The sequence below is a fragment of the Catalinimonas alkaloidigena genome (assembly GCF_029504655.1).
Classification (GTDB): domain Bacteria; phylum Bacteroidota; class Bacteroidia; order Cytophagales; family Cyclobacteriaceae; genus Catalinimonas; species Catalinimonas alkaloidigena.
Genome location: NZ_JAQFIL010000001.1, coordinates 7,052,449 through 7,070,625 on the forward strand (window position 1 = coordinate 7,052,449; position 18,177 = coordinate 7,070,625).

The window sequence follows — 18,177 nt, forward strand, 5'->3', positions numbered from 1 at the left end:
ACAAACTATGGAAAATAAAAATGCATTAATCGCAGGAGCTACCGGCCTGATTGGTAGTGAATTATTACGCATATTAAAGCATCATCCTTATTATCAGAAAGTATATGTGCTGACCAGAAGACCTTTGGACATCAGCCATGAGCGGATTACAGAAATCATTGTCAATTTTGATGAGCTTAGTGCTGCCGATTTACCGCAGATAGATGATATTTATTGTTGCCTGGGAACTACTATGAAAAAAGCAGGCTCCAAAGAGGGTTTTCGTAAGGTTGACTATGATTACCCTCTTAAACTGGCAAAGCTGGGAAAAGAAAAGGGAGCCAGGCAGTATCTTATAGTAACAGCATTGGGTGCAGACAAAAAATCCCGCTTTTTTTACAATCAGGTAAAAGGTGAAGCAGAAGAGGCAATCGCTGCTACTGGCTATGAAGCTTTGCATATTTTTCGTCCTTCTATACTTTTAGGTGACAGAGGCGAAAACAGAACTGGAGAGCGCATAGGTCAGGTGATGATGAATGTCATGAGTCCTCTTATGTTAGGAACGCTCAAAAAATATCGCCCGATAGAAGGTAAAAATGTAGCAGAGGCTATGTTCATCGCAGCCAAGCAGAACCTTAAGGGGCCTCATCTTTTTGAATCAGAAAAAATTAAAATACTAGCCAAAAGCGAACTATGATTGCAGTCATCCAACGTGTAGCAGAAGCATCAGTCACTATTGAAAAACAGGTAAAAGGAAAAATTGACACAGGTCTACTCATTCTCCTCGGTATAGAAGAGGCTGACGGAGAAGAAGATATAAGCTGGCTAAGCCGTAAAATAGCTAATCTAAGGGTTTTTAATGATGAAGAAGGTGTGATGAATAAAAGCTTACTGGATATTGACGGAAACTTACTGGTCATCAGTCAGTTTACCTTACATGCCAGTACTAAAAAAGGCAACCGGCCTTCATATATCAAAGCAGCTAAACCGGATACGGCGGTGCCTTTGTATAAAAAGTTTATCAAAGCCTGTGAGCAGCAAATTGGTAAAATTGTAGCAACGGGTGAGTTTGGTGCAGATATGAAAGTAGGCCTAATCAATGACGGCCCGGTAACCATCATCATCGATACTAAAGATAAAAAGTAATGACCTTAGAAGAAGCACAAAGGCAGGTAGATGAGTGGATCAATACCACTGGGGTACGTTATTTCAGCGAACTTACCAATATGGCTGTTCTAACCGAAGAAGTGGGGGAAGTCGCCCGTCTGATTTCTCGTCAATATGGAGATCAGTCGTTTAAAGAAAGTGACAAAGGGAAAGAACTCAGCGATGAATTAGCAGATGTGTTGTGGGTTGTCATCTGCCTGGCCAATCAAACCGGAGTAAATTTAACTGAAGCCTTTGAAAAAAATATGGAGAAAAAAACGAAAAGAGATAAGGACCGTCATAAGAAAAATAAAAAGCTGGAATCCTGAATAACTGGGTATAATAATGCAAATTATTATACAATCGTGATTTATGGGAGAATATTGGTATAATATAATTTTAGGAAGTTCATCATAAGCTTTCAAGTGTTAGAGTTGGCATGTGAACAAATTGGTTTTACGCGTAATTGGGCACTATATTCGTAGTATCACAAGTTATTTTTTGGCTCAAATCTCACGGAATTATATATGAAAAATTATCTTTCTTTTCACGGCTTTTATATCAGTATTTTATTGCTTATCTCTTCTTTTGCGCAGGCACAAAATTACTGCAATTGGGAAACGCTATCTCCGGCATCGAGCCATCGGGTAGAAGCCATGACAGCATTAGTCAATGATAAGCTTTATGTGTTTTCTGGTTTTGGTTTTGAAATAAAAATTCTTTCTACCACAACTATGTATGATCCGGCAACAGATAGCTGGACGGAGAAAGCCCCAATACCTATACCGGTTACGCATACTGGGGCAATAACTGTAGGTGAAGAAGTATGGCTGGCAGGGGGCTTTGAAGGTGATAATCCCGGAGTATCAATCAATGCTGTTCAAGTCTATAATACAGTTACTGATAAGTGGCGATCTGGTCCGCCTTTACCGCAGAAAAGAGCCTCAGCTGCAATGGCGCTTGTAGGACGTAAACTACATGTCTTCGGAGGCTTAAAAGAAGATCGCCAGACTGATGTTGCTGATCACTATGTGTTAGATTTAGATAATGAGGCAAAAGGATGGACAAAAGCTGCACCTCTTCCGGAGGCGAGAAATCATTTGAGCGCAGCAACAGTCGGAGGTAAAATTTACGCTATCGGCGGACAAAAAGGACATGATGAAAGCATTGTCAATACTGCTTTACTTCATGCTTATGATCCTGTGACAAATCAATGGGAAAGAAAAGCGGATTTAACTTTTGAGAGATCACATTTTGAACCTGCCACCTTTGTACTAGACGGACAAATCTATATAGTAGGGGGAAGAACGGAGTTTGAGTTTTTTAACGAAATCACAAAATACTCGCCTGAAACCAATACATGGACCGAAGTATGCGGCCTTCCTCTAAAGCTACTGGCCCCTGCGGCCCGCGTGATCAATGATCAGCTTTATATTACACATGGGGGTGATAATAATGTAAGGAACCCACTTAATACTGTATGGAAACGGCCTATAGAAAGAAACTTTTCAGCTGATATGGGCTTTCTCCGAACCTCACTAACATTAACGCTAAGCGCAGGAAGCCAAAAAACCATAAAAGAAGCCTTATGGGTAAAAAGTGATGCCCCACAGTATACGCTCTCTTTGAGTGGAAATCCTTCCTGGATTACCGGGAATGCTTTTTCTGGACAGGCATCTCACGAAGGAGATCAGGTCAATATTGTTATAGATGCGAGAGGTCTTGCTCCCGGAAATTACAGTACGGTACTCAAAGCAACGGCCCCGGGTTATGCTACGGCTGAACTACCAGTTTCTATTACAGTGACCGATAACACAATTGCCGAGGCTATATTTCTAAATGCTGGTGGCGGAGAGACCGCTACTTTTAATGGCGCAACCTATATTAATGATAGCAATAGTTCTGCCTTCTACGATAGTGAACATACATACACTAATCCCGCCTTATCAAATATACTTTACCAAACGGAAAGAGGTTCAATGAATGATGCAGGCAGTTTAACTTATGACATTCCGGTAGCAAATGGAAAATACACCGTTAGGACACATCATGCAGAATTATACTATGGTTATAAAAAAACCAATGGACCTGGCAAAAGAGTATTTGATATTAGTTTGGAAAGCCAACTTGTAGAAGAAAACGTAGACCTTTACATAGAAGGAGTAGGCGTAGGCTTAGCCTCCGAAGCCAAAGTGTTTACCTTCGAGGAAGTAGAAGTTGTGGATGGTAGCCTCACCCTGACAATGGAGGCTTCAGTAAATAGACCTACCCTATCAGCGCTGGAAATTATTCCGGAAAATATTTCTCCCACAGATGAAATCTGGCTGGAAGCTGAGGAAGCCTCCATAGGAAGTAATTGGGAGGTGGGCGAGGCTAATGAAGCCTCAGGCAGTCAATATATTACAGTAAAGGCAGGAAGGAATAGCCATGCTCAGGCTCCTTCAGGCGAGGCTAATCATGTGAGCTTCAATTTTAATGTGAGTCAGGCAGGAGAATATCAGATCTTTGCCCGGGTAAAAGCCCCTACTTATGGTGATGATTCATTTTGGGTAAAAGTAAACGATGGAGAGTGGATAAGCTGGATGAAGGGGGTACAAACAGCTACTTTTGCGTGGAAAGAAGTTACAGAAGGCTTGTTTTCGCTTCAGCAAGGTTTGAATACCCTAACTTTTGCTTATCGTGAAGATGGAGCTCTCCTGGATAAAATTCATATCATTAGCATAGCACCATCCTCCAGTCCTCCCTCTCCCGATATTTGGTTAGAGAGCGAGTGTGCCTCTTCTATAGGAAGTAATTGGGAGGTGGGCGAGGCTAATGAAGCCTCAGGCAGTCAATATATTACAGTAAAGGCAGGAAGGAATAGCCATGCTCAGGCTCCTTCAGGCGAGGCTAATCATGTGAGCTTCAATTTTAATGTGAGTCAGGCAGGAGAATATCAGATCTTTGCCCGGGTAAAAGCCCCTACTTATGGTGATGATTCATTTTGGGTAAAAGTAAACGATGGAGAGTGGATAAGCTGGATGAAGGGGGTACAAACAGCTACTTTTGCGTGGAAAGAAGTTACAGAAGGCTTGTTTTCGCTTCAGCAAGGTTTGAATACCCTAACTTTTGCTTATCGTGAAGATGGAGCTCTCCTGGATAAAGTTTTTATTACTCTGGATGGTCAGGGGCCTCAAGGAACTGGAGAAGGTGCTATCAATTGTTCAGATGAAAATAATAATGCCAGAATTGCAGCTTCAAAGAAGCAGGCAGACATCATGTTTGATGATATACAATACAGTACTGAGCAGAAAAGTATTTCTTCAGCGTTTTTAGTTTATCCTAACCCTACTACCGATGAAGTGAAAATTCAGTTGGGAAAACAATTTGAAAAAGGCAATATCTTATACTTGTATGATTCAAAAGGGGTGCTCCAGCAGCAGATACGAATAACGAACCACAATATATCATTGGGTACGAAACAGCTACCTGCCGGTATATACTATATAAAATACCATGATGGGAAGAACAGCATAAGCCGTAAGCTTATGGTGAGCAAATAAACGATAAGGAGACGAGGATGAGCTTTAGCTTACTCATCCTCGTAAATACCGATATACATTGTTCCTTCGGTGTCTATAGAGGCACGGTACATTCCGGCAGTATTGAAAGGCAAAGCAATATTTCCTTCGCCATCGATGGAGATCACGCCACCGCCTCCCCCCATCTCAACCAGTTTATCTTTTACTACTTCATTAGCAGCTTCTTTCAGGCTTAAACCTTTGTATTTCATCAGAGCGGCGATATCATAAGCCACCACAGAGCGGATAAAATATTCTCCGTGCCCGGTAGCAGATACTGCGCAGGTAGCATTGTCAGCATAAGTGCCTGCTCCGATGATGGGTACGTCCCCTACTCTGCCGTAGCGTTTGTTGGTCATTCCTCCTGTAGAGGTAGCGGCTGCCAGATTGCCGTTCTGATCCAATGCTACCGCGCCTACAGTACCAAACTTTCTATCCGGAAATTTAGCGTCTAATACACCCTGTCTGCGGTCACCTCCTTCATGATCCCCATCATGATCAAGCTGTTGTTTTTCAGTCTCTTTGATCCGTTGTAGCTGCTCATAACGACGGTCGGTAAAAAAGTAAGAGGGGGCTACCATATCCAGGCCCTGCTCTTTGGCAAACTGCTCTGCCCCTTCCCCGATCATCATGACATGGGGTGAGTTTTCCATTACAGCACGAGCCGCTGCTATAGGGCTTTTCACAGTAGAAATACCAGCTACAGTACCGGCATTACGGGTGGCTCCGTCCATGATCGCAGCATCCAGTTCATTCTTTCCATCATTAGTAAATACGGCGCCCTTGCCAGCATTAAAGAGAGGTGATTCTTCCATAGTCTGAATGGCTGTTACTGCTGCATCCAGACTGCTCCCTCCATCTTCCAACACTTTGTGTCCTGCCTTGAGAGCCTCTTCCAGTTTGGCGCGGTATTCAGCTTCGCGCTCAGGCGACATATTTTCTCTTTTGATGGTTCCGGCTCCTCCATGAATAGCAATGGCAAACTTTCCGTGCTTACTCATCTGGGCAAAAGCAGTACTGCTTAAGAATATGAATGCTAGTAAGTAGATTATTCTTCTCATGATAAGGTTAGGATTTGCTTATACCCGTAAGATACACAAAGAAGAGAACAAGCTTCAAGTGAATAAGCAATAATGCAAAAAAAGCGCAACGAAATATATCGCTGCGCTTGTAAAAACAGTATGGGTAGTAATAAGTATCAGTAAGGAGGATCAAAGATCTTTTTCAACTTCTTCTTAGCTTCTTTCTTGACTTCTTCGGTCGTTTCTTTCACTTCTTCTTTTACCTCTTCTTTCACTTTTTCGGCTTCTGCTTTGGCTTTGGCTTCCGCTTCTTTCTTTGCCTTTTCAGCTTCTGCTTTGGCTTTGGCTTCCGCTTCCGCTTTCTGCTTTTGAAGCTCCTGCTCTAGTTCTTTCTTTTCCTGCGCTACTTTAGCGGCTACCGCAGCTTTGGCGCTTTGTGTAGTGCTTTCGCCAGCTTCAGCTCCGGCAAGGCTTACCTTTGGATCATCGTAAGTACCACCGATTTTAAGGTTTAGCAGTATATTGGAAGAAACCGCTCCATTTGCACCTGTCAGTTGTGCAATTACACTGTTTACGGCTGAGCCTACAGCTCCGGCCGGAATATTCATTTTGGCAATGTAATCTACGCTACCATCTATGCCGTTACTGCCAGCAAGGGTGGTTTTAAAGTTCCCGATATTGACATCAAAAGGTTCAACGAATACTCTTCCGTTCTTTACTTCCGCCCGTACCTTTACATCATTCAAAGTGATGCCATCGGTATTGTTGAGTTTAGATACTTTGGTAATAGCTTCTACCAATTTAGAATCTTTAAGAGCCGCGTCAGCAATGGAGATGATTCCCTTACCATCCAAGGTGTTCATATCAGGACTCATGTCAGGCAGTAATAAGCCGGCAATCTGGAAATCAGTAGAGAAGTTTCCTTCCATCTTTTCAGCCACGGGCGCTAATGCCTGAACTGTGTTAAAGCTTTCGTAAGCTTTATTAATCGCCAGCTCATTAATGTCCAGATTGAAATCAAAGGCTGGTTTTTGCATGTCGCGGGTATCATAGGCACCACTCATGGCAAATTGTCCTCCCAGTGTATTAAAGCCTAGCTGATCCATCCGCAGAACACCATTGCGTACAATCAGGTCGCCTTTAAAATTATTTAGTGTAAGGTCATCGTAGATCACTTCAGCGATGCTGGAAGTGAAGACAAAATCAATGTCTTTAGGCACTTCTACCACTTCCAGGGCTGCCTCAGTGGTGTCTTCCGGTACTTCCTCAGTATCTTCTGACATAAACTCATTCAGGTTCATTTTGCCTGACTTCAAAGCCATTTCACCTTTTAGTACCTGATTCTCTCCAAAGATATAAGCGATATAGTTGGCCAGATAACCATTCATACGGAGGTCAGTACTTCCGGCAGCACCATCAAAATTACTCAGAGTAATTCTTTGAGGGTTAAACTCACCCTTGGCATTGCTGATGGTAAATCCCTGAGGGAAGTCTTCACCTACATAGCTAAAGTCTTTGACTTCCATAGAACCGGAAGTTTGTAGTGCCTGATAGTTTTCGGCTTCTACATCCGACATTTTACCTTGAGAAGAAATATTAGCTGTAATGCGCCCAGCAAGCTCCATCCCTTCCATAGGGTAAATATGCATTAGCTCCTCCAGGTCAATGGCTCCATTTACATTCAGGTCCCAGGTGTAGTTATCCAAGTTGGTCAACACCATATTGGCAGAGAAAGGCTCTCCTGCCATTTGCATATTAAAATTATTAAGACGGATCACGGTCTGTGCCATATTTCCGCTTTCATTGACCACTGAGGAGGTGAAGTTGATGTTTTCCAGCGGTGGATATTCTCCTGATTTGACAAAACCATTCTGCATTCCCATGGCCAGATTAATCTGAGGAATGGTGTTGGTAGTGCTGTCGTAAGTACCTTTTGCATTCAGGTCAATGTCAAAATTTCCTTTCATAGACAGGCTATCCATAGGGAACATTCGGTTCAGCTCTCCCAAGTCTAACTGTGCTTTAGCCATAGCCTCAATATAAGGCTTATCTAAGCCTCGCATCAGAAATTTTGCGTCAAGCGGGTTATTGCCCATCTGCGCATGAAAAGTCTCCAGATTCACCACAGTATTATCAAGATTATTACCCTCTTCGGTTTCTACCAGCAGGTCTACATCGATATTGGTAACCGCAGTGGGTAAATCAGGATATTGGAACATGGCATTCTGGGTACCTAGCTCCATTTTAAAAGCAGGCATAGAATTATCATTATAGGTGCCGCGGATAAAACCATTGAAGTTTACTGTTCCCTCAGCGGTCAGGCCATTAAAATCTTCCTGATAAGCTCCTGGAACTAATGAGAACAAGCTCTTAAAAGTATTTTCCTTGGCCGCATAGTTGATATCCATCACCATATCATCACCAGGCATGGCAAAAAAACCATCAAAGCCCATCTTGAAATTATTGACAGCCACAGTATTGTCTTTGAAGGTGAATTTCATGTTTGCCAGATCCATCAACATGGTCACATCCGCATCTACCTGCTTATTGGTCATATATTCCACTCCGTCATAGTTGACGGTAAGGGCACCAATTTCGGTAAGGGTTTCCATATCAAACTCATCCAGCGTAAAATCACCGCTACCACTGTGATTCACATTTTGAAGTACCATGAGCATGGGTAACGTCAGGTCTTCGTAGATGATGTTACCATCGGTGATTTCCCAGTGGTCAATACCAATAGAAAACTCAGAAGCCGCAGTATCTGCCGGTACTTCTTCCTCTTCACTAGCAACTGTGATGTCATAATTAGCCCTGCCATCTTCTAAAACCCTAATGTATAGATTAGGATTGTTCAGGTTGACTTCACTCAGGCGGGGCTGGTCGTCAAAAAGTACACTCCTGAGGTTAACCACCAGCTCAAAATTTCCTACAGAAACCAGGGTATCTCCTTCAAAAGGAGCGTTATTAACTACTCCAAAGTCCTGCATGGAGACTGTAACATTAGGGAAGTTTCTGAGTACGGAGAGGCTAAATGCGTCAATGTTATAATAAACCTTAGCATTGAGATTCTCAGCCATGGCTTTATCCACAGCTTTTTGAATATCATCTTTGAAGATCATGGGAAGAATGATGGCTGCCAAAAGCACAATACCTACCAAGCTACCCAATACAATTAGTAATTTCTTCATCATTTTCAGTGTTAAAAATCTTTCCTTGAATATAAAAAGCAGGTCTTTCAACCTAACATCATATCATTCTGATTCGGCACCATGTAAGAATTCTACTTACAATTAGCTTAGGCACGTATAACGAATAATAGTTGAAAAAGATTGGTAAAAAATATGTGCCGTATGTAAAATTTAACGATAAATGAGTGTGGATGTTGAGTGAGAAAAAAGAAGGCCCTTAGAGTGTATAGGAAAGGATTAAAGCAAAAAAAAGGCTTCCTCTTCTTTGTATAAGGAAGCCTAAGAAACTTTCAAAGGGCTACAGAAATTCAACAGTAGTGTTTCATGCAAGTCTTACTTATTTCCAAGGGACAAATGGTGAGGGATAATAATTGATATTCATCGCCTCAAAACGGTCTTTCTGGGCAGCCAATCTTTCTTTGTACTCATCCCAGTTTCTTTCTCCGGAGGCCGTCCAGCCGATCTCGGCATAGCCGGGCAGACGAGGAAAAACCATATACTCCAACTCATCCAGATTGGTAATGGTTTCTGTCCATAATGGTGCTTCAATGCCAATAATTTGTTCCTTTTCTATCCCCTCAGCAAGTTCAGCGGGATTCCAGATATAAGCACTGTCTACTTCTATGTAAGCTGCCCAGTGCAACCCAAGCTGTGTCGTTGAATCATATTGCATATCCATATACGCTTTGGTAGCGGGCGACATCAGTACCTTTGCCCCCTGAGCTACAGCTTTCTGTGCATTCTCTGCTTCTGCCCAGTATTGAACTACCGCATTATCTACGAGCTCGGCATTGGCGATTTCGTCCCAACCCATCACCTGTTTTCCGTGTGATTTTACAATCCCCTGAGCCCGGTTGATAAAAGGAATATAATCTTCCATGGGCGTTACATGTGACTCATCTCCACCTATATGGATATAAGGACCGGGAGTCAAGGCTGCTAACTCACCTACTACATCATCAATAAACTCGTACACCACTTCTTTATCGGTACAAAGTGTGCTGAAACCCACCTCTATACCTGTATACAGTTCTCGGGCTTTATTATCACAATTAAGCTCAGGATAAGAAGAGAGGGCCGCATTGGTGTGGCCGGGCATATCAATTTCCGGTACAATAGTGATATAGCGATCTGCTGCATAAGCTACTATTTCGGCATATTCCTCCTGAGTATAGAAGCCTCCTTCCCCACCACCTACTTCAGTACTTCCACCAGTTTCCGTTAGCTTAGGCCATGATTTGATTTCTATACGCCAACCCTGATCGTCAGATAAGTGTAGGTGCATGGCATTCATTTTATAGTAAGCGATATAGTCCAGGTACTGCTTTACATCCTCTGGCGCAAAAAAGTGGCGAGCCACATCCAGCATCACTCCTCTATAACCATATTCAGGATAGTCACGGATAGTGCCGCTGGGGATGTACCAGGGACCTTGCTGTACAGATCCCATTTCAATGGAAGCAGGAAGTAGCTGAAAAAGCGTTTGCATGCCACGAAAAATCCCCTCTTCAGTATTAGCGTTTAAGCTTATAGCCTCTTCTGTTATATTTAACTCATAGCCTTCCTCTCCCAGTTGATCATCATTGGCACCGGTAGAAAGGTAAATATGTCCCTCTTCAGCTTCTCCTTCGCTGCCCTCTACGGCAAGCTCAAAACCGGTAGCAGGCTTGAGCTTATCAGCAAGATATTGGGCGTTTTTTCTCAACGCTTCTGACGCTCCCTGTATATGAATGCCAGCTTCAGTGGTAAGCTCAAAAGCAGAGTTGGTGGCAGTCACAGAAACAGGTTTAGGAATGATCACTTCCTGACTTAAGTTAGTGGCAGGCATTTTTTTTTCAGGAGCGCAGGATAAAGATACTCCAGCTGTCAAAACAGCAAATAATGCCTTACAGTAAAGATTCAATATTATAAATCTCATAAAATTTGTGTTAAGCTGCCAATTTAAGAACTTATTTCGATTCTTAAGAGAAGTTGAGAGCACGATTCTTAGGACTTATCGTATTAGAATTTCAGATTATACGCTAATTTTGCGCCCATTATGAATCAAGGAAGTATAGCCGCAGCACAGGAAATAGACCGCCAGGAGCTGTTGCAGAAAGAAAGCCGCAAGAGAGTTTACTTTATCCTGAAATTTCTTTTGCTCCTAGGAATCATGTACATGAACTATGAGTTTCAGGACTGGTTCAGAGAGGAAGGAGAAAGTGCAGAGAAAAATATTTTTGCCCTCATTATACGGGCTGTGCTTTTTTATCTGTCCACGCATCTGCTGGTTTCACTGGCTAGAATCGTTATCGTATATTTTTATATCAGGAGGAAAAAGCTTAAAGAGGAGCAGGATAATGTAGTGCTGGCGGTCAACCGAATCGCCACGCTCATCTCTATTGCTGCATTTGTAGCTGCTCTCTTTTTATTGTTTGATATAAAATGGGAGACCTTCTTTACTTCCTTTTCATTGGTAGCAGTAGCCTCCGTTTTACTTACCAAAGATTATATTTCCAACACAGTCAATGGTATGATCTTCATGGCGAGTGATCGCTTTTTATTAGGTGATTATATTAAGGTGGGCAACCATGAAGGTAAAGTAATTAACATTACGCTAAGCAGTGTACATTTGCGTACGGAAGAAGGGGATTTTGTGGCAATTCCTAACACTACTGTATACAATTCAGATATTACAAACTTGAGCCGTCGCGAGCAGGGCCTGGTGCATGTAGATCTGGAAGTAAAAACTGAGTTGCTTAAAGATACAGCTAAACTGATGGATCAGTTAATTATTGCCGCCCAGGAATATGAGCGTTATATTAAGAAAAATAGTTTTGAGCTGGTCGTACGGCAGCTCTCTTTTGATAAGGTACAAATAAGGTTCTTGTTTAAGCTGAAGTCAAGCAATCCTGAAAAAGAACGCGAAATCAGGCGTCACACCCTTAGGGAGGCTTCCCAGATGATTGCGAAGCTCATTTGAGCCGAAACGTGAGGGCTTTATGCGAAGGGTATGTTATAATGCTGATTTCTGTATTTGAACATGGCAAGCTTACTTTTTACTACTAATACGCAACATGAAAAAATATTCAACACAGCCTCTGCTCCTCTTAGGAGCTTTTATCTTTCTGGGATGTTCAGGCCAATCTGACAATGCGCAATCAGCGGAGCAAAACGAAACGCAATCACCCAATATCATTCTCATAATGAGTGACGATCAGGGCTGGGGCGACCTGAGTATGAATGGAAACGCCAACCTGAGCACACCCAATATTGATAATCTGGCGAAAAATGGAATTTCTTTTGAGCATTTTTATGTAAGTCCGGTGTGCTCACCCACGCGCGCTGAACTGCTAACCGGACGTTATCATACGCGTGGAGGCGTCTATTCTACTTCTGCCGGAGGAGAAAGACTAGACCTGGATGAAACTACCATTGCCCAGCATTTTCAAAAGGCGGGCTACCAAACTGCCTGCTACGGCAAGTGGCATAATGGGATGCAGTACCCTTACCATCCAAACGGCCGTGGATTTGATGACTTTTACGGCTTTGCCTCCGGGCATTGGGGCAATTACTTTAGTCCTATGCTGGAAAGAAATGGCGCCATTGTAAAAGGGGATGGTTATATTATTGACGATTTGACCAATAAGGGGATAGAATTTATTCAAAAGAACAAAGAACAGCCCTTTTTTCTTTACCTACCTTACAATACCCCCCACAGCCCCATGCAGGTGCCTGATCGGTGGTGGAATGAAATGGATGGCAAAACACTAGACTCTCTGCATCGCGACCCCTCCAAAGAAGACCCTCAATTTACCCGTGCTGCTTTAGCCATGTGTGAGAATATAGATTGGAATGTAGGCAGATTAATACAGACATTAAAAACGCAAGGGTTGGAAGAAAATACTATCGTACTCTATCTCTCCGATAACGGGCCAAATTCCTGGCGATGGAATGGCGATATGAAGGGAAGAAAAGGTGCTACCGACGAGGGAGGTGTGCGTTCACCTTTGCTTATGCAGTGGAAGGGAAGATTAGAGGCAGGTAAAAAAATAGAGGAAATTGCGGGTATCATAGATATATTTCCTACACTGGCAGACTTGGCGCAGATTGTTACAGAACAGGAAAAGACTTTGGATGGTAAGAGTCTCAAACCTATAATGCTCAATGAAGGACAAGTATCTTGGGAAGATAGAATGCTGATTAATCATTGGAACGGAAAAACCAGTGTACGTAGCCAGCAGTATCGCCTGGATCATGAAGGTCAGCTTTTTGATATAAACAATGATCCCGGGCAGCGCAATAATATTGCCGAAGCCCATCCTGAAGTAGTAGAGAAACTTGCTGCTGCTCGTCATGAGTGGGAAAAAGATGCCTTGGCAGAGCTTCCGGCTGAGGATCAGCGTAGCTTTCTGGTAGGGCATCCGGACTTCCGATACCATCAGATTCCGGCCAGAGATGGAGCAGCCCACGGAAATATTCAGCGCTCAAACCGCTATCCCAATTGTTCGTTTTTTGAAAACTGGACCAGTACTGAAGATAGCATTAGCTGGGAAGTGGAAGTGCTGGAAGCAGGTGATTTCGCGGTAGAAGTGTATTATACCTGCAAGCCGGAAGATGTGGGAGCAACGATGCGGTTGAATTTTCAGGATATCGCCCATACTTTCAAAATTAACGAAGCCCATGACCCACCCCTGATAGGCATGGAAAATGATCGTATTGAGCGGCAGGAATCTTATGTGAAGGATTTCAAATCCATGAGTGCAGGAGTCATGCACTTTAGCCAGGGGAAAGGAACCTTAAGCCTTAAAGCGACTGAAATACCCGGAAGCGAAGCGATCGACTTTAGGATGCTTATGTTGGAAAAGTTAGAGTGATCGCCTGTAAACCGATCTGCTATTGTACAAAAAGCTATGTTTTAGCAGAATCCACGCTTTATATACTAAGATTGAGCGGCAGGGAAAGGCTTTATAGCCTTTTGCAAAACTTTATTCCATAATATTTCCGCTAAATCGAACCTATTACGCTATTTTTGCGCTTTCATAGCATAATAAAAATTTATTTCATGCAGAGCATCAGAAATGTGGCGATTATCGCTCACGTTGACCACGGAAAAACTACGCTGGTTGACAAAATTATTCACGCCTCTAAAGTGCTGAGGGAGAATCAGGAAACCGGCGAACTTATATTAGATAATAACGACCTGGAAAGGGAACGGGGGATTACCATCGTTTCTAAAAACGTGTCTGTACGTTATGGAGATGTAAAGATTAACATCATAGATACTCCTGGTCACGCCGATTTTGGCGGAGAGGTAGAACGCGTACTTAAGATGGCCGATGGCGTACTACTATTGGTAGATGCCTTTGAAGGTCCCATGCCGCAAACACGTTTTGTCCTCAGTAAAGCACTTGCGCTAGGCCTTAAGCCTATTGTAGTGATCAATAAAGTAGATAAAGAAAACTGCCGTCCCGATGAGGTACATGAACATGTGTTTGATCTCATGTTCAATCTGGATGCTACAGAAGAGCAGCTGGATTTTGTGACCATGTACGGATCTTCCAAGCAGGGCTGGATGTCAGCCGACTGGAAAAAGCCTACCGACAGCATTCTGCCCTTGCTGGATGCGATTGTGGAGCACATTCCTGAAGCACCCCGCAGAGAAGGTATCCCTCAGATGCAGATCACTTCATTAGACTATTCGGCTTTCGTAGGTCGTATCGCTATCGGCCGTGTGTATCAGGGCAAACTGGTAGAAGGCGCTAACATGGCAATCTGTAAAAGAGATGGCAGTGTAAAGAAAGCCAAGATTAAAGAGATTCAATCTTTTGAAGGCCTAGGCAGAGTAAAGGTTTCCGAAGTAGAAAGTGGTGATATCTGTGCCATCGTAGGTCTGGATGATTTTGAGATTGGGGATACCCTTACCGACGCTGAAAACCCACAGCCACTACCACGTATTTCCATTGATGAGCCTACCATGAGTATGCTTTTCACCATTAATAATTCTCCATTCTACGGTAAAGAAGGTAAGTATGTAACTTCTCGCCACCTGCGTGACAGACTATTTAAAGAAACAGAGAAGAACCTGGCGCTGAAGATACAGGAGACTAATAGCGAAGATAAATTTTTAGTCTATGGACGTGGTATCCTTCACTTGTCAGTTCTGATAGAAACCATGCGTCGTGAAGGTTATGAATTACAAGTTGGACAGCCCCAGGTCCTTTTCAAGGAAATTGATAGTGTGCGTCATGAGCCTATTGAGCATTTGGTAGTAGATGTGCCTGACGAATTTGCCGGTAAAGTGATTGAATTGGCTACTCAGCGTAAAGGTGAGTTAACGATTATGGAATCTCGCGGTGATGTGCAGCATCTGGAGTTTGATATTCCTGCTCGTGGACTGATTGGTCTGCGAAGCAATGTGCTGACTTCTACCGCTGGTGAAGCGGTAATGAACCACAGGTTCAAATCTTATGAGCCATACAAGGGTTCTATTCAGGGAAGAAATAGTGGGTCACTCATCTCTATGGATACAGGCGCAGGTACAGGTTATGCCATAGATAAGTTACAGGACAGAGGCGTTTTCTTTGTGGATCCGGGTGAAGATGTGTACGTAGGGCAGGTAATCGGAGAGCACAGCCGTGGTAACGATTTGGTGGTTAATATTCTGAAAGGGAAAAAACTGACTAACATGCGTGCCTCTGGTTCAGATGATAACACTAAGATTGCTCCCAAAAAGACATTCTCTTTGGAAGAAGCGCTGGAATACATTCAAAAAGATGAGTATCTGGAAGTGACACCCAAGAACATCCGTATGCGTAAGATCTATCTGGATGAAAACGAGCGTAAACGTATGGCCGCTAAGCTGGAAGCGCAGTAGATTTTTACCCTGAAACATGTTCAGAGTCCTGATCTCAATCTGAAATCAGCTATATTTGTAAAAGCGTTGCCTTAATCAGGTAGCGCTTTTTTTTGCATATGCTTCTTGCTGTATGCATGAAAAGTAAGCTAAAAAACATAAATGTTGCTATTGTCGGAGTAAGTAACAAAAACTTATTGGCAAATTTCCTTTGGCACTGTTTAGCCAGAGTATAGCCTGGCTCTTCTGCTTTGTACCGGTCAGCACTTACACCTTCTTCATTGTTAAGCTTATAATCACGTGCCTGGGGTACAATGCATACGGAGAACAGTTCCAGTGCCTGATTGTAATCATTATTTAAAAGCTTTAATGGTAGTTTTTTTATCTACTATGCATAAATCCTAAATATCCCTTAACTTAAAGCCTCAAAGTTTTTTAATATGCAAACAACTACCTATCAAGCTAACCTGGAACAGGCAAGAGAATTTTTATACACTCTGATCCAAAAAAACGCAAGCCCTGAAGGTGTGGAGTGGCTGGATAAACAACTGAGCAAACTCAGGCAGGAATGGGACTATCGCACCTTCTACTTCTCATTCAGTTCTGTGCCCCGCTTCCTGGGCAAGGCCTCAATAACATACGATGAAGCTAGCCTGAGCAAAGCCAACGCCCTTCGTGAAGGCTTCACCCCCCAGGACTGGGATACGACTCAGATAACACGCACTTATATTCTGCTTTTTCTGCCTCATGATGATCTTAAGGAGTATGCACTGACCATTGATCGGATGTGCGAAACGGCCGATATGTATGAACAGCAGGCATTATATGCGGCGCTTCCTTTACTACCGCACCCTAAGGAACTTACCGGTAGGGCAGCCGAAGGAATTCGTACCAATATGACAAATGTATTTGATGCTATTGCTTTGCACAACCCTTATCCGGCAGATTACCTGGAGCAGGAAGCCTGGAATCAGCTGGTGCTCAAAGCAGTATTTATGGGAAGGCCGCTGTATAAAATATACCATGTAGATGAACGGGCAAATCCTGAACTGGCGCGTATGCTGATAGATTTTGCGCATGAACGCTGGGCAGCTCATCGCCAGATCAGCCCGGAAATCTGGCGCTTTGTGGCTCCTTACCTGAATGAAGAATATTTGTCTGAGCTCGAAAAGTCAGTTAAAGATGGTGAACCATTGGAGGTAGAAGCCGCCCTGCTTGCTTGTTCGGAAAACACCTATTCAGGAGGAAAAGAGTTGCTTGACCAACATCCGGATGTCAAAGGCCGCATTGCCAAGAAAGAAATCAACTGGCAAAGTATCGGAGATCGCTATAATGTTAATAAGTAATGACTGATGAGTAACGATGAATAAATAATGAGTGAATGGCTAATGCTTTTACTATTTATACCTTTAGCTTTTTAGAAGTCCAACTCGTCTTAGATAAGCTCATTACTGGAAACTTTTAACTTTTAACTTAAAACTAAATCATGCAATTCATAGATCCACACATACACGTAACCTCCAGAACTACTGATGACTATGAAGCTATGCAGGCAGCAGGTATTGTTGCCATTATAGAACCTGCTTTCTGGCTGGGCCAGCCACGTACCAAAGTGGGTAGCTTTCAGGATTATTTTAATAGCCTGGTAGGTTTTGAAAGGTTTAGAGCCAGCCAGTTTGGCATCAAGCACTATTGTACGATAGGTCTCAATTCTAAAGAGGCTAACAATGAACGACTGGCCGAGCAAGTCATGGAATTGCTTCCCCTTTATGTAGGCAAAGAAGGCGTAGTAGCGGTGGGTGAAATTGGCTACGATGACCAAACACCAGCGGAGGATAAGTATTATCGGATGCAATTGGAACTGGCCAAAGAAGTAGATATGCCTGTCATGATCCATACCCCCCACCGGGATAAAAAACGGGGCACTACCCGCAGTATGGATGTGGCTATTGAGCACGGACTGGCACCTCATATGGTGGTAGTAGACCATAACAATGAAGAGACGGTAAAAGAAGTGCTGGACCGGGGCTTCTGGGCGGCCTTTACCATTTATCCGCATACCAAAATGGGTAGTGAGCGCATGGTAGAGATAGTGAAGCAGTACGGTACGGAGCGCATTATTGTAGATAGCGCAGCCGACTGGGGTGTAAGCGATCCGCTGGCTGTGCCCAAAACCGCTAAGCTGATGATGGAAAAAGGAATTTCTGAAGCGGATGTGCATAAGGCTTGTTATCAGAACGCATTAGAGGCGTACAGCCAGAGTGGACAAATGAAAGAAAGTGACTGGCAGGAAGGAGTCGCTATCGATCAGCGAGAAAAATACTCAGGCAACAGTGTGCTACGTGGCGGCCAGACACCCAAAGTAAAAGGCTCCTCAGGCATAGTAGAGAATTAGCAGGCATTGAACTATTTGCTATTGACATATAACCTTGGCTGGTGCTCTC

Annotated in this window: 12 protein-coding genes; 9 read left to right on the forward strand and 3 right to left on the reverse strand. The window is 43.2% G+C overall.

Going from position 1 to position 18,177, the window contains the following annotated elements; genetic code table 11:
• Positions 1–7 precede the first annotated feature (7 nt).
• The 4 genes from OKW21_RS28665 to OKW21_RS28680 all read left to right on the forward strand — a co-directional run bounded on the left by OKW21_RS28665 (position 8) and on the right by OKW21_RS28680 (position 4,667).
• The gene (locus OKW21_RS28665) at positions 8–676 is read left to right on the forward strand and encodes an oxidoreductase (RefSeq protein ID WP_277486482.1); all 669 of its coding nucleotides are present in this window, start codon (positions 8–10) and stop codon (positions 674–676) included.
• A complete protein-coding gene (dtd, locus tag OKW21_RS28670) occupies positions 673–1,125 on the forward strand; it encodes a D-aminoacyl-tRNA deacylase (RefSeq protein WP_277486484.1) in 453 nt (150 codons plus the stop codon). Before OKW21_RS28665 ends, dtd begins: the two co-directional genes overlap by 4 nt.
• Entirely contained in the window at positions 1,125–1,454 is a 330-nt protein-coding gene (locus tag OKW21_RS28675; protein WP_277486486.1) for a nucleotide pyrophosphohydrolase, read from the forward strand. The genes dtd and OKW21_RS28675 overlap by 1 nt, the downstream gene beginning before the upstream one ends.
• 198 nt (positions 1,455–1,652) lie before the next feature.
• A complete protein-coding gene (locus OKW21_RS28680) occupies positions 1,653–4,667 on the forward strand; it encodes a Kelch repeat-containing protein (RefSeq protein ID WP_277486489.1) in 3,015 nt (1,004 codons plus the stop codon).
• Positions 4,668–4,696: 29 nt separating this feature from the next.
• On the opposite strand, the gene OKW21_RS28685 is transcribed toward OKW21_RS28680, so the two are convergent.
• The 3 genes from OKW21_RS28685 to OKW21_RS28695 all read right to left on the reverse strand — a co-directional run bounded on the left by OKW21_RS28685 (position 4,697) and on the right by OKW21_RS28695 (position 10,816).
• A complete protein-coding gene (locus OKW21_RS28685) occupies positions 4,697–5,746 on the reverse strand; it encodes an isoaspartyl peptidase/L-asparaginase family protein (protein WP_277486491.1) in 1,050 nt (349 codons plus the stop codon).
• 137 nt (positions 5,747–5,883) lie between these two features.
• On the reverse strand, positions 5,884–8,901 hold the full coding sequence (locus OKW21_RS28690; protein WP_277486493.1) for an AsmA family protein: 3,018 nt from the start codon (positions 8,899–8,901) through the stop codon (positions 5,884–5,886).
• A 334-nt stretch (positions 8,902–9,235) separates the two neighbouring features.
• Entirely contained in the window at positions 9,236–10,816 is a 1,581-nt protein-coding gene (locus tag OKW21_RS28695) for a beta-N-acetylhexosaminidase (RefSeq protein WP_277486495.1), read from the reverse strand.
• 120 nt (positions 10,817–10,936) lie between these two features.
• Here OKW21_RS28695 and OKW21_RS28700 point away from each other — a divergent pair, with 120 nt between their 5' ends.
• The 5 genes from OKW21_RS28700 to OKW21_RS28720 all read left to right on the forward strand — a co-directional run bounded on the left by OKW21_RS28700 (position 10,937) and on the right by OKW21_RS28720 (position 18,128).
• Positions 10,937–11,860: a mechanosensitive ion channel family protein gene (locus OKW21_RS28700; protein ID WP_277486497.1), complete on the forward strand. Its 924-nt coding sequence runs from the start codon at positions 10,937–10,939 to the stop codon at positions 11,858–11,860.
• A 94-nt stretch (positions 11,861–11,954) separates the two neighbouring features.
• Positions 11,955–13,754, forward strand: a complete 1,800-nt coding sequence (locus tag OKW21_RS28705; protein ID WP_277486499.1) for an arylsulfatase — start codon at positions 11,955–11,957, stop codon at positions 13,752–13,754.
• Positions 13,755–13,942: 188 nt separating this feature from the next.
• Positions 13,943–15,754: a translational GTPase TypA gene (gene typA / locus OKW21_RS28710; RefSeq protein ID WP_277486501.1), complete on the forward strand. Its 1,812-nt coding sequence runs from the start codon at positions 13,943–13,945 to the stop codon at positions 15,752–15,754.
• Between the two features lie 419 nt (positions 15,755–16,173).
• Positions 16,174–17,079, forward strand: a complete 906-nt coding sequence (locus OKW21_RS28715; protein WP_277486502.1) for an EboA domain-containing protein — start codon at positions 16,174–16,176, stop codon at positions 17,077–17,079.
• 140 nt (positions 17,080–17,219) lie between these two features.
• Positions 17,220–18,128 carry a TatD family hydrolase gene (locus OKW21_RS28720; protein ID WP_277486503.1) on the forward strand — a complete coding sequence of 303 codons (909 nt, stop codon included), beginning with the start codon at positions 17,220–17,222 and terminating at the stop codon, positions 18,126–18,128.
• Positions 18,129–18,177 lie beyond the last annotated feature (49 nt).

Coding starts and splice junctions, on each gene's coding strand:
- OKW21_RS28665 (WP_277486482.1), top strand. CDS start 8: ATGGAAAATAAAAATGCATTAATCGCAGGAGCTACCGGCCTGATTGGT.
- dtd (WP_277486484.1), top strand. CDS start 673: ATGATTGCAGTCATCCAACGTGTAGCAGAAGCATCAGTCACTATTGAA.
- OKW21_RS28675 (WP_277486486.1), top strand. CDS start 1,125: ATGACCTTAGAAGAAGCACAAAGGCAGGTAGATGAGTGGATCAATACC.
- OKW21_RS28680 (WP_277486489.1), top strand. CDS start 1,653: ATGAAAAATTATCTTTCTTTTCACGGCTTTTATATCAGTATTTTATTG.
- OKW21_RS28685 (WP_277486491.1), bottom strand. CDS start 5,746: ATGAGAAGAATAATCTACTTACTAGCATTCATATTCTTAAGCAGTACT.
- OKW21_RS28690 (WP_277486493.1), bottom strand. CDS start 8,901: ATGATGAAGAAATTACTAATTGTATTGGGTAGCTTGGTAGGTATTGTG.
- OKW21_RS28695 (WP_277486495.1), bottom strand. CDS start 10,816: ATGAGATTTATAATATTGAATCTTTACTGTAAGGCATTATTTGCTGTT.
- OKW21_RS28700 (WP_277486497.1), top strand. CDS start 10,937: ATGAATCAAGGAAGTATAGCCGCAGCACAGGAAATAGACCGCCAGGAG.
- OKW21_RS28705 (WP_277486499.1), top strand. CDS start 11,955: ATGAAAAAATATTCAACACAGCCTCTGCTCCTCTTAGGAGCTTTTATC.
- typA (WP_277486501.1), top strand. CDS start 13,943: ATGCAGAGCATCAGAAATGTGGCGATTATCGCTCACGTTGACCACGGA.
- OKW21_RS28715 (WP_277486502.1), top strand. CDS start 16,174: ATGCAAACAACTACCTATCAAGCTAACCTGGAACAGGCAAGAGAATTT.
- OKW21_RS28720 (WP_277486503.1), top strand. CDS start 17,220: ATGCAATTCATAGATCCACACATACACGTAACCTCCAGAACTACTGAT.